Source organism: Pedobacter cryoconitis, from assembly GCF_014200605.1.
Lineage (GTDB): Bacteria > Bacteroidota > Bacteroidia > Sphingobacteriales > Sphingobacteriaceae > Pedobacter > Pedobacter cryoconitis_B.
The window spans coordinates 106635-118784 of sequence record NZ_JACHCE010000009.1; the positions used below are offsets into that span (position 1 = coordinate 106635).

10 protein-coding genes and 1 pseudogene are annotated in these 12150 nt (G+C 38.3%); 5 read left to right on the forward strand and 6 right to left on the reverse strand.

The features are described 5' to 3' along the window. Nucleotides 1–22: 22 nt before the first annotated feature. Nucleotides 23–2635: pseudogene (locus HDE68_RS22020) on the forward strand (DNA gyrase/topoisomerase IV subunit A); the annotation flags it as partial. A 773-nt stretch (nucleotides 2636–3408) separates the two neighbouring features. On the opposite strand, the gene HDE68_RS22025 reads toward HDE68_RS22020, so the two are convergent. Together HDE68_RS22025 and HDE68_RS22030 are read right to left on the reverse strand one after the other, a co-directional pair. After that, nucleotides 3409–4002 carry a HupE/UreJ family protein gene (locus HDE68_RS22025; protein ID WP_183884395.1) on the reverse strand — a complete coding sequence of 198 codons (594 nt, stop codon included), beginning with the start codon at nucleotides 4000–4002 and terminating at the stop codon, nucleotides 3409–3411. Between the two features lie 170 nt (nucleotides 4003–4172). Next, nucleotides 4173–5225: a hypothetical protein gene (locus HDE68_RS22030; protein WP_183884396.1), complete on the reverse strand. Its 1053-nt coding sequence runs from the start codon at nucleotides 5223–5225 to the stop codon at nucleotides 4173–4175. 217 nt (nucleotides 5226–5442) lie between these two features. Between HDE68_RS22030 and HDE68_RS22035 the strand changes: the two genes are divergently transcribed. Beyond that, entirely contained in the window at nucleotides 5443–6612 is a 1170-nt protein-coding gene (locus HDE68_RS22035; protein ID WP_183884397.1) for an HmuY family protein, read from the forward strand. Nucleotides 6613–6627: 15 nt separating this feature from the next. On the opposite strand, the gene HDE68_RS22040 is transcribed toward HDE68_RS22035, so the two are convergent. Genes HDE68_RS22040 through HDE68_RS22050 form a run of 3 tightly spaced genes read right to left on the reverse strand, consistent with a single transcriptional unit; the run spans nucleotide 6628 to nucleotide 9023 of the window. Beyond that, nucleotides 6628–7515, reverse strand: a complete 888-nt coding sequence (locus HDE68_RS22040; protein WP_183884398.1) for a class I SAM-dependent methyltransferase — start codon at nucleotides 7513–7515, stop codon at nucleotides 6628–6630. A gap of 24 nt (nucleotides 7516–7539) precedes the next feature. Beyond that, complete coding sequence (locus tag HDE68_RS22045) at nucleotides 7540–8292, reverse strand: ABC transporter ATP-binding protein (protein WP_183884399.1); 753 nt, start codon at nucleotides 8290–8292, stop codon at nucleotides 7540–7542. After that, on the reverse strand, nucleotides 8289–9023 hold the full coding sequence (locus HDE68_RS22050; RefSeq protein ID WP_183884400.1) for an MlaE family ABC transporter permease: 735 nt from the start codon (nucleotides 9021–9023) through the stop codon (nucleotides 8289–8291). Before HDE68_RS22050 ends, HDE68_RS22045 begins: the two co-directional genes overlap by 4 nt. Before the next feature lie 368 nt (nucleotides 9024–9391). On the opposite strand from HDE68_RS22050, the gene HDE68_RS22055 reads away from it, so the two are divergent. From HDE68_RS22055 to HDE68_RS22065, 3 genes are read left to right on the forward strand one after another with little or no spacing between them, the layout of a single operon-like run. Continuing rightward, nucleotides 9392–10042 carry a PspC domain-containing protein gene (locus HDE68_RS22055; RefSeq protein WP_183884401.1) on the forward strand — a complete coding sequence of 217 codons (651 nt, stop codon included), beginning with the start codon at nucleotides 9392–9394 and terminating at the stop codon, nucleotides 10040–10042. Between the two features lie 19 nt (nucleotides 10043–10061). Then, nucleotides 10062–11015, forward strand: a complete 954-nt coding sequence (locus HDE68_RS22060) for a LiaF transmembrane domain-containing protein (RefSeq protein ID WP_183884402.1) — start codon at nucleotides 10062–10064, stop codon at nucleotides 11013–11015. A 6-nt stretch (nucleotides 11016–11021) separates the two neighbouring features. Then, on the forward strand, nucleotides 11022–11642 hold the full coding sequence (locus HDE68_RS22065) for an RDD family protein (RefSeq protein ID WP_183884403.1): 621 nt from the start codon (nucleotides 11022–11024) through the stop codon (nucleotides 11640–11642). A gap of 85 nt (nucleotides 11643–11727) precedes the next feature. On the opposite strand, the gene HDE68_RS22070 is transcribed toward HDE68_RS22065, so the two are convergent. Beyond that, nucleotides 11728–12120: a hypothetical protein gene (locus HDE68_RS22070; protein WP_183884404.1), complete on the reverse strand. Its 393-nt coding sequence runs from the start codon at nucleotides 12118–12120 to the stop codon at nucleotides 11728–11730. Nucleotides 12121–12150: the final 30 nt, after the last annotated feature.

Below are 12150 nucleotides of genomic sequence, written 5' to 3' on the forward strand. Positions count from 1 at the left end.
ACGCCATCCAAACCCTTTCTTAATGAGCGACGAATTAGATAATAACGTAAACGAAGAGACAAAACATACCGTAATACCTATTAATGGCCTTTACGAGAACTGGTTCCTCGATTATGCCTCTTATGTAATTTTAGACCGGGCAGTACCCCATATTAATGATGGATTGAAGCCTGTTCAGCGTAGAATTATGCACTCTCTGAAAGAGATGGATGACGGACGTTTCAATAAGGCAGCCAACGTAATTGGAAATACCATGAAGTATCACCCGCATGGTGATGCCTCTATTGGTGATGCAATGGTACAAATAGGTCAGAAGGACCTGTTGATTGACTGTCAGGGTAACTGGGGAGACCCGATTACCGGGGATAGTGCTGCTGCTCCGCGTTATATTGAAGCGCGTTTATCCAAATTTGCAACCGAAGTTGTATTTAATGCTGATACAACCATCTGGCAGTTAAGTTATGATGGACGTAATAATGAACCACTTACTTTGCCGGTAAAATTCCCTTTGCTGTTGGCACAGGGAGCAGAAGGTATTGCAGTAGGTCTGGCTACTAAAGTTATGCCGCATAACTTTAATGAATTGCTGGATGCTTCAATTGCCATTTTGCAGGGTGAAACACCTAATATCCTTCCGGATTTCTTTACCGGAGGTATGGCAGATTTCTCTGCTTATAATGAAGGGATGCGTGGCGGTAAAATCCGTGTACGTGCAAAAATTACAGAGAAAGATAAAAAGACCTTAGTTATTACAGAGATTCCATACAGTACAACGACTGGATCTGTAATTGATAGTATTTTATCAGCGAATGATAAAGGGAAAATCAAAATCAAGAAGATTGAAGACAATACAGCCGCACATGTGGAAATTGTGATTCAGCTTGCACCTGGTATTTCGCCGGATGTAACTATCGATGCTTTATATGCATTTACTTCTTGTGAGGTTTCTATTTCTCCAAATACCTGTATCATTAAGGATGACAAACCTCAGTTTCTGAGTGTAAATGCTATTCTTATTGAGAATACCAAGAATACTAAAGACCTGCTTAAACAGGAGCTGGAAATAAAGCTGCATGAGCTTCAGGAAAAGATATTCTTTAGTTCTTTATTGAAGATCTTCATCCAGGAAGGAATGTACAAGCATGCTGATTACGAGAATGCAAGTAATTTCGATGCTGTAGTAGATGTTCTGAATATATTATTTGCCCCTTTCAAGGAACAACTATACAGAGAGATCTTACCAGAAGATTTTAAAAAACTTATTGATAAACCAATGAGCAGTATTACCCGCTTTGATGTTAAAAAAGCGGATGATCAGATGAAGGCGCTCGCTGATGAAATTAAGATAGTGAAGAACCATCTTCGTCATCTGACTGATTATGCCATCGCCTGGTATCAGAAATTAAAAGATAAATATGGCAAAGGCAGAGAGCGCAAAACAGAAATCCGCCTGTTCGACAGGGTAGAAGCATCTAAGGTTGCACTGGCCAATGTTAAACTATATATGAACCGTGAGGATGGTTTTATTGGAACCGGACTTAAAAAGGATGAATTTATTGCTGATTGTTCTGATCTGGACGAGATTATTGTTTTCAGAGAAGATGGTAAATGTACAATCACGAAAGTCGCAGATAAGACATTTGTAGGAAAAGGTATTGTTTACGCACAGGTCTTTAAGAAAAATGATGACCGTACGATCTATAATTTAATTTATAAGGACGGAGCAAGCGGTACTTCTTATATCAAGCGTTTTGCTGTAATGGGAGTTACCCGTGATAAGGAATATGACCTGACAAAAGGCAGTAAAGGCTCTAAAATGTTATATTTCACACCTAATCCTAACGGTGAGGCTGAAATCGTTACGGTAATGCTGAAACCACATAGCAAGCTGAAAAAATTGCAGTTTGATATTGATTTCGCAGATATTGCGATCAAAGGACGTGCCTCTCAGGGAAATATTGTATCTAAGTACCCTATTAAAAAGGTGTTACTGAAAAGTAAGGGTGTTTCAACTTTATCAGGATTAAAAATCTGGTATGATGATTTGTTAAGAAGATTAAATGTTGACGGCAGAGGTAAATATCTTGGTGAATTTGATGGGGACGATAGGATACTTCAGGTTCATAAAGAAGGCTGGTATGAGCTGAGTTCTTTTGAATTGAGCAATCATTTTGATGCTGATCTTTTACTGATTCAGAAATTCGATCCGGAGAAAGCTTTTGCAGTTGTACAATATGAAGGAAAAGCAAAGAATTACTTTATTAAGCGTTTTGTTTTTGAATCTATCGCAATAGGGAAGAAACAAAGTCTGATCAGTGAAGAAACAGGTTCTAAATTCCTGCACCTTACGAGCAATCCGGAAGCGATATTAACTGTTGATGTATTGAAAGGTAAAACACAGATCCCCGAAACATTAGAGATTGTACTGGCTGATTTTATAGATGTAAAAGGTATAAAAGCTAATGGTAACAGACTGAGCCAGCATGATGTGAAACAAATCACCATCAGTAATGCTGAGGAGAATGAGCCTGTATTGGAGGAAGAAACTAAAGAGGCCGCTGTTGCGGAAGAGGTTACTGATGAGAACCAGGAAAGTGTTCAGGTTGAGAAAGATCAGCTGACTGAAACAGAAGATGCAGAGACTATAGTTGAAGCCGTAGAGGAAGTAAATGCTGCGGATGAAGCTATGGAAGATAATCAGGAAGAAGATAATGCTGAAGAAGCTAAGATAGCTGAAACGGAAGATGCTGAGGTTATTGTCGAAAAAGAAGTTGTAATTAAAGAAGAAACTCCGGAAACGGATAATAAAATAGAAGAAACTGTAGTTGAAGAAATAATTGTTGCTGAGGAAAGTATCACTAAAAAAGAAATAGCGGGAGATATTGTTCCTCAGAAAAAAGAAGAGGTATCTAAAGTTAAGGAAGAGATAAAAATTGCTGCTCCTGAAGAAGAGGTAAAAGGAGCTTCTTCTAAAGAAGAGATAAAAGTTCCTGTTGCTAAAGAAGAAATAACAGCCCCTGCTCCTAAAAAAGAGTGGGTTAGAAATCAACCGGTAATTCAGGCAACGGTACGTGTAGAAGCCAAAGAAGTTAATTCTGCTGAAAAGGCTGTGGATGCTACACCGGTAAAACGTGTTAAAAAAGTAACTCCTGAATCCTCGGTAATTAATGAAAAGGCAGCCCCTGAGCAGATAGATGAAAAACCAGTTGTTCCTGAAAAAACACCGGAAGTACAGGTTGCTCCTGTAAAAACGGAGACACCAGTGGCTAAACCTGCTGCAAAACCAAAGAAAATGGCTGATGCTAAAAGTAAGGTCACAAAAGAAGGTACGCTGAATAAAAATGTAAGATTAGAAATTACTAATCCTGATGATGTTGAAATAGATGATAAAGGGCAGCTGGGCTTATTCTAATGGAATAAGCCGGGCCATCGCCCTGCTGCCATCATAAATGATATGCCAAATACTGCTGAGGACAGAAAGAAATTCCAGTTCCACCTCTTCACCTTGAAAATATTGATCAGGATAAAGAAAATCAGCAGTATACCAGTTACAATAAGTATCTGACCAAATTCAAGCCCGATATTGAAAGCAAATATTTCTGCTGCAATATTGGTGCTTTTGCCCCGAAGACTGTTCAGGTAATTTGAAAAGCCCAATAATCCATGGATTAATCCAAAGAACAGCGCAAGTATATATTTTAATTGTACTCCTTTAGGTCTCGATGATTTTCCTGACATTATATTTGATGCGGCAGTAACCAGTATTGTCACCGGAATCAGGAATTCGATTAAATCTGTTTTTACTGTAATGACTTTTAAAATACTTAATGCAAGTGTGATACTATGACCAACTGTAAAAGTAGTGACGAGCAATAACATTCTCTTCCAATCTGTCAGGGTATAGGCTGCGCATAAAACTATGACAAAAAGAATATGGTCATATGCCTTCCAGTTTAATATATGCTGCCAGCCCAATTCAAAGTATAAAGCGAAATCTTGCATAGACCAAACTTATTAATTTTTAATTAACAATGAAAGTATAATCATACTGCTGCCCGCACCTGATTTAATAATTTTAAAGCATAATCGTTTTAAAGATCTTTTTGGCCTGTAAATAAAAAATGCCTTGTTAATTAATTAACAAGGCGTTTTTTATAGGAATATGATCAATTCTACTGATACTGTATATAAACTGGTATAGGTACAAGTTTTAGCAGTTCTTCTGGTGTCATCATTCTGTTTGGTGCTTTCTTCAAATCATTTTTATAGAATAATTTAAACCCTGTGAATTCTACAGGCTCGCTGAAGATAAAGTGACGGTAAGTACCTTTTTTCAGTTCGGGCTCACCCCATCCGTCCATATGCATGACCATTTGAACTTCAGGACGTAACTTGATGTTTTTGTAATTCGTTACCATTTTCTTTGTGAAACGGTGAACGGTGAAAACCTTTGGAGGCAAGTTGTATTTTCTCACTAAGTCGGCAAGATACTGAGAGCAGTAATTGATATCTGCAGCATCATATGTACCAATTCTTTTTCCTGGCTTTACTCCGTCTTTCATCGAGAATTCAGGATCTATACCTAAATGCACATTAGGCATTTTTAAATATTTTTCCAATAAAGGTAACTCAGTTCTGATATTACTTAGTGATACCTGAATATCAAGGAATACGATCATGTTTTTGCGCATTCTTGAAATAGCCAGTACAGAATCAATTTGTTTATCCGGCATTCTGAATCTGTGTTTGCCATCTTTACCACCATCGCCCTGTGCTACAACTGCGATATAGTGTAAAGCAGGCTGTACCGGTGTCGATGGATCAGCTTTTTCCCATTTTTTTACTTCAGCATCAAGTCTGGACAACATTTCTTTAGGAGCGTATTCACCTAATGCACCCATTCTTTTTGAATATATATTTCCGTAATAGGCAACGATCCTTTTGTAAGGCAGGATAGCTCCTGGCAGAGGATAAGGCTGAGGTTTAACAGGCCATCTTCCCGTGGTATCACCATGTGCCAGTTTCAACATTAAGGCATTGTATTTTGCCGTGTCAATAGGTTTACGTGTCGTATCTGTAACAGCAACTGCCGAAGAATCTCCTGACGCACTTAAGGCTGTTTTTGTTTTTTCACCTTTCTTATTTGTGTCTGAAGTGCAGTTGGCAAATAAGGTGACAGTTGTAAATGCAATTAATAGTGTTCCCGCGAGTTGTGGTATTTTCATAGGTTCTATGAGGGTTTAAATATGAATTTTCGTAAGTCTGCAAAACTACACATTCGACAGACAAAATCTCCTATCTGTATAAGAATTATCAAATTAATAAGGATTAGTTCGCTTTTAATCGGCTAATCTGTATGGTGTGCCTTGAATTTGTATAAAATTCAAGGCCAGGAGTATTATCTTTACGTCTCTTAGCGTTTTAAAGAATCAGAGATATCACATGAATAGATTTAGAATAATCATTATATGCTGCCTTGCAGTTTTTGCTTTTACAGGTTGTAAAAAGGATAAAGTCGACTATAAGTATCCACAGCCATTTGATGGGCAGACTGTACAGTTACCTGGGATTTCTGGAAATGAAGAGGGATTTTATGCGGCCAATAGTGTTTTTGTAGATTTTAGCAAAGGCGTTGTTTCTACAGCGAGGCGGGATAGCTGGAACCTTGGCTTGTATCCGGGAGCAGATTTCAAAGCTATTATCAATCATTCTATGGGTGCAATGGCTATTAATACGGGGAAAACGGATATTGCTGCGGTAGGGGCTGCCGATTCCATCGCTATAACCCAGGATCTGACAAATGGCACTCTGGATTTCAGATCATCTCAAAGCTCAAAACGGATTGATCCTGTAATAGGCACTGCTGCTGAATATTTGAGCGGCCTGACACTGGTGAAGGTTGGTGCAACAGAAGGTGAAAGCCCGGTTTATATTGTTAGCTCGGGTATGGCAGGGACTACAAGAAATCGGATTCCACCTGCTACCGGGCCTATAATAGATCCATCATTGCTTCAGTTTCCATGGTATAAATTCAAAGTTTATCAAACGGTCAATGGATATACCGTTAAATATGGACTTCTGAATGCTCAGGCTTTTAGTCCGGCTACCATCAATAAGAATCTTTCTTATAACTTCAACTATATGAGTTTTAACAGCAAGAATGTAAATGTAGAACCTGCAAAATCATTATGGGATATTGAATGGACATGGACCACTTATAAGGATGCAAATGGTAAGCCAGACTCCACAAATAATTTTGTAATGGTTAACTATTTAGGGGGTGTTGGTGCCATACAATATACAATTACTGCTACAAAGACGTTTGAGAATTTTACAGCTGCTGATCTGGCAAATGTTAAAGACGAAGATTATGTGAGAACACGTGATGCTATAGGTGAAAAATGGAGGGATCTTATTGCAGATCCGAATGACGCAACCAAGACTAAAAACTTATCTAAAATAAAGGGTAATCTTTTTTATGTGATTAAAGATGGCGAAGGAAATGTCTATAAGCTCAGGTTCAAAACCTCTAGTAATCTTGATGGAGGTGCGATGGGAAGACCTGTAATTGAATATAGACTGGTTCAGGGAATAGCAAACCCATCACTTTAAGAATACATTCTCTTGTTAAGAAGAGAATGTATTAAATTTTCCAAATACACCCAGGGGTAATTTTATCCCTGAGGTTGCCTGAAGGTATAATTCGCCGGTCTCAAGGTTCTTTACCTGAGGGAAAGACGTTTTAATCAGATTTTCTACAATTACAGAAGAGAAACCTAATGAATAGGTATTCAGGATCAGGAAGTGTTCTTCTTCATCCAGTAACTGTACTACATCCTGCATCATTTCCTGAATATGATCTTCAAGCTTCCACTTTTCTCCATTTGGACCATGTCCGAATGCTGGTGGATCTAAAATGATACCATTGTATTTTTTACCACGTTTTAATTCACGCTTTACAAACTTCAAAGCATCTTCTACAACCCATCTCACATCTTTTAACTGAGACAGTTCCTGATTCTCATTTGCCCAGTTTACAACTTGTTTAATCGAGTCCACATGGGTCGTGTCTGCACCAGCTGCTTTTGCAATCAATGATGCGGCACCTGTATAGGCAAAAAGGTTAAGGACTTTTGGTTTCGGTGTCTTAAATTTCTTAATCGATGAAGAGATATAATCCCAGTTTACCGCCTGCTCAGGAAAAACACCAACATGTTTGAAGGAAGTCAAACCCAGACGAAGATTAATCTTTACATCATCGTTTTTATATCCCACATTCCAGCGGTCAGGTACATTCCCGGCTGCTCTTACCCATTCTCCGGAAGTAGCAGAGCGTCCCTTGAACCGGATATGTGTTAATTTTTTCCATTCTTGTTCAGGAAGGACTTTTTTCCATACAGCCTGTGGCTCAGGTCTGCAAAGGATAAGATTGCCAAAGCGCTCTAGTTTCTCAAAATCACCACAATCAATTAACTCATAATCTTTCCAGTGCGTGGGCGTTAATAGGCTTATCATAAAATATTTTTGTACAAATTGTTATTAAAAGTTTTTCCTGGCAGCTTTCATAAACCGGCTGGCAAAAACGAAGTCATTAAGTTCTTCTATATCTGTATGGGCGATTTCTTTATTAGAACCCTCCCAGAATTTTTTTCCTTCATGTAAGAAAAGAATATAATCACCAATTCCCATTACAGAGTTCATATCATGGGTAACTACGATCGTAGTAGTATTGTATTCTTCAGTAATTTCTTTAATCAGCTCATCGATAACGATAGAGGTTTTTGGATCAAGGCCAGAATTTGGCTCATCAACAAAAAGATACTTAGGGTTCATCGCGATTGCCCGGGCAATCCCCACACGTTTTTTCATCCCGCCTGAAAGTTCTGCAGGAAAAAGCTTGTTTTTGCCTGCAAGGTTAACCCGCTCCAGACAAAAATTGACGCGTTCCAGTTTCTCCTTGAATGAATGGTCCGTAAACATATTCAAAGGGAACATAATGTTTTCTTCGACAGTCATAGAATCAAAAAGTGCAGAGCCCTGAAAAAGCATACCGATCTCTTTACGGATCTCGATGCGCTGCTCAAAATTCATGTCTATAAATTCTCTTCCATCATATTGTACACTTCCTTTTTCAGGTGTGTGTAAACCTATCATGCATTTAAGCAATGTAGTTTTTCCGGAACCAGAACCACCAATAATTAAATTTGTCAGACCTTCTTTGAATATTCCTGATATGCCTTTCAGAACAGTATTGGAGCCGAAAGATTTTTCAATGTCTTTGATTTCGATCATAGTAATAATTGGGTTACAATGTAATCACAAGCCAGGATACTGATACAGCTCACAACAACTGCTCTTGTACTTGCCTGGGCTACTTCTAATGCACCACCTTTTACATAGAAACCTTCATATGCCGGAACAGTAGTGATGATAAAACCAAATACAAATGCTTTAACCAGCGCTACAGTGATCGTATAAGGATTGAAATCGGTTGTGATACCCTGGATATATTCAGCAGGAGTTACTGCGCCAGACAAAGTACCACCCAGATAACCGCCTGTAATACTTAATACCATGGCGAAAATCACCAGTACAGGCACCATGGTAATGCCTGCAATCAGTTTAGGCAGGATCAGGTAACCAGGTGAATTGATGCCCATAATCTCAAGTGCATCAATCTGCTCACTTACTCTCATCGTCCCGATCTCTGAAGAGATTGCTGAACCAATTTTACCAGCAAGTACAATTGCAGTAATGGTAGGGCTAAGTTCCAGAATACTGGAGTCCCTGGTTACAGAACCAATGATTGTTTTAGGAATAAAATCACTGACCAGCTGAAAAGCAATCTGTAAAGTCATAACTGCCCCAATAAAGGTAGAAATGATGGCTATTAACCCAAGCGAGCCAACACCTACAAAGTCCATCTGTTGAAAAATGGCTTTAAGATATATTTTAAATTTTTCGGGTTTTCTGAAGACTGCTTTCAACAGCAACAGGTATCTACCAAAATTGGTGAAGTTCATTCAGTAAGAAATTAGCTAATGTATTAATACTATAATAATACAAAGAAACAACAAAAAATGTTGTGGCTTTGTTTATTTCTTAAAAATATTCTGCTATTTGATGAATAATGCGGTTTTTTGCAGCCGGTTAAGATTAGCCCGGTAACTTTTGAAAATAAAGAATAAGCTGTTTAATTGGGTTTACAGAAAGATTTCAGTAGAATTCGTTTTGAAGAAAAAAATGCTTTGCGGTGTTTTGTAACTTAAGAGGGCTTGCTTAGTCTTAATTGTGTATAAAGGGTTAATCAATGTTTAGCGCTTACAAAATAAACTGGTAAGCATTAAGAAACCGCTAATAGTTTAATTGTTAATAATATAGGAGAGTGATTATGGAAAATAGATTATTAAGAAACGAGCATGACAAGATAATTGCCGGCGTTTCATCGGGTTTAGCAGAATATATGCAGGTAGATGTAACTATCATCAGATTGCTATTCGTATTATCCACTATATTTTTGGTAGGAACCGGGGTACTTGTTTACCTGGTGATGTGGATTGTGGTACCTGTAAATAATGATCCGGCTGCGAGATTTTCAAAATTTAATGATTATTTCAAAAAGCAGAATGATTTTCATGGTTTTAATACGCCACCTCCTTTTGGACAGCAAAATACTAATGCACCAGAAAATCCGGATGTAAAAAGCAATGCGGCAACTGACTGGAATAATCCTGTAGATTTTAAATCGTTACCTAAAAATAATGATACCGGACGGACCATTGGAGGATTATTCCTGTTGGTTATAGGTTTATATTTCCTGATGAACGAGTTTAACATTATACCTTACTGGTTTAGACTCGGTAAATTATGGCCACTGGTATTTGTTGCAATTGGTTTAAGTTTTATTCTGAAAGCTAAACGTAAAGATAAGTGGGAAGACTGGAAAAGTCAGCAGGCAGAAGATGTGAATACGGCACAGAAACCAGTTTCAGAAGAGCCTGCTAAACCGTCATCAGATCAGGCTGCTGAAAATCAATTATAACTCCTAAAGAAAGAATTTTATGAAACTTAATAGAGTAATGTGGGGCATTGTACTACTGTTTGTAGGGGCAGTCCTTTTATTAGAGAATTTTAATGTCATTAATTTTTACTGGAGAAACGTATGGAGTTTCTGGCCTGCATTTCTGATTATTGCCGGAGTCAATATCCTGTTTAACAGAAATAAATCTCAAACAGGAAATATGATCTCGCTGGGCGTGCTGGTATTGATGCTTGGTTTTATGTTTTACAGAGGTTTACAGCGGCCACTTAATAGGAACTGGATAGGTGACCGCTTTTCGAAGGAACTTGATCTTGATTTGGATAGTGCTGAAGAAATCAGTACTCAAAAATTGAGTTTTACAGAGCCTTTTATAGCGGCAGATAGTGCGAAAAAGACTGTTCTTAATATCTCTGGCGGCGGCACGTCATTCAATTTAGAAGGTGAAACTGAGCAATTGATCACTGCAGATGTAGAACGTAAATATGGAAATTTCATCCTGCAAAAAGAGAGCTCAGATTCTGTAAATACCATTACTTTTAAAATGAAAGATAAAAAAGGGAACTGGTCATTTGGAAACGGTGGAAATGATGTAGACCTGAAGCTTAATAAAAAACCAGAATGGACGCTAAATATGAATATGGGGGCAGGAGAGGTAAAGCTGGATCTATCGGATTATAAATTGAGAAGTTTCCGGTTCGATGGCGGTGCTGCTTCTGTAGATCTTAAAGTAGGGACTTTGCTTCCAATTACCGATGTAATTGTGAAAACAGGTGTTGCTTCTGTAGAAATAGCTATTCCTGAATCATCTGGCTGCAGAATTAAAACTAAAACTGGTCTTTCTGCGAAAGATTTCCCTGGCTTTATCAAATTAGATAATGGTAATTATGAAACTTCTAATTATAGTGCATCCACCAAGAAGGTTTTTATTAATCTGGATGGGGGATTGAGTAACTTTGAAGTGAACAGATATTAATAACCATTGGAACCTGAAAAAGAAGTTATCTATAGTGTAGTCGTCAATGGAAAGCCAGAAGGCCCATACGATTTTGAGCAATTAAAGCGTATGAATATTGTAGCAGGAACTTTTATCAGAAAACCTGGAATGGATGATTATAAGGAAGCGCACGAATTCTCTGAACTCCGTGCGCTTTTTGGTTTCAGCTATGAAAGGACGGCACCCCAGTATTTTGCCTCGTTCGATCAGCGTTTATTAGCATCTATGATCGATTATTTTATACTATTTCTGATTTATACAGGCCTGATACTGCTTAGTTTTATTTTTATAAAGGATCAGGGACAAAGAATTGGAACTGGTTTAATTTTCCTGCCGGCAATTCCTGTGTTTAAATTTATTTACGGAGTTTTTGCTGAGGCTTCTGAAAAACAGGCAACGGCCGGGAAACGGTTTTTAGCGATAAAGGTTACGGATATGGGGGGAAACAGAGTGAGTGCCGCAACTTCTTTTGCGAGGAATATTGCGAAGGTTTTGTCGGTTGCTCCGGTGTTTTTGGGGTATTTGTATAGTTTTTTGAACAAGAAACAACAGTGTCTGCATGATGTGGCAGCGGGGACATTAGTCATCAAGGATCGTCTAATATAAAATAAAAAAGGTATGCTGTATTTCGGTCTGCGTTCATTTGAAGGAATGAACGATGTCCGAAATACAGCATACCTTTTTTATTTTTCTACATCTGACCGGTTTGATGGCTAATGTATGTGCTGGCAAGATCATGTTTGTTTGGTTTGCCGGATAGTTTTACAGATAGGTTATTTGTTGGCGAGGCTTTAGGATAGCTTTTTGGCGAGGCTTTAGGATAGTTTGTTGGCGAGGCTTTAGGATAGCTTGTTGGCGATGCTTTAGGATAGTTTGTTGACGAGGCTTTAGGATAGCTTGTTGACGAGGCTTTAGGATAGTTTGTTGGCAAGGCTTTAGGATAGCTTGTTGACGATGCTTTAGGATAGCTAAGTGATTTATGTTGTAAGGGTGTTGGAAGGGTACCGAACCCTTCCAACACCCTTACAACATAAATGTCAATAGGACCACAGCCTGTTTCCAATATTGGGCACGATGCTGACAATAATCAGGATTAATTTGACGACTATCTGAA

Bases quoted from the DNA above. Each gene is read 5' to 3' on its own strand.
- HDE68_RS22055 (WP_183884401.1), top strand. From the start codon at position 9,392: ATGGAAAATAGATTATTAAGAAACGAGCATGACAAGATAATTGCCGGC.
- HDE68_RS22030 (WP_183884396.1), bottom strand. From the start codon at position 5,225: ATGAAAATACCACAACTCGCGGGAACACTATTAATTGCATTTACAACT.
- HDE68_RS22035 (WP_183884397.1), top strand. From the start codon at position 5,443: ATGAATAGATTTAGAATAATCATTATATGCTGCCTTGCAGTTTTTGCT.
- HDE68_RS22060 (WP_183884402.1), top strand. From the start codon at position 10,062: ATGAAACTTAATAGAGTAATGTGGGGCATTGTACTACTGTTTGTAGGG.
- HDE68_RS22045 (WP_183884399.1), bottom strand. From the start codon at position 8,292: ATGATCGAAATCAAAGACATTGAAAAATCTTTCGGCTCCAATACTGTT.
- HDE68_RS22025 (WP_183884395.1), bottom strand. From the start codon at position 4,002: ATGCAAGATTTCGCTTTATACTTTGAATTGGGCTGGCAGCATATATTA.
- HDE68_RS22050 (WP_183884400.1), bottom strand. From the start codon at position 9,023: ATGAACTTCACCAATTTTGGTAGATACCTGTTGCTGTTGAAAGCAGTC.
- HDE68_RS22040 (WP_183884398.1), bottom strand. From the start codon at position 7,515: ATGATAAGCCTATTAACGCCCACGCACTGGAAAGATTATGAGTTAATT.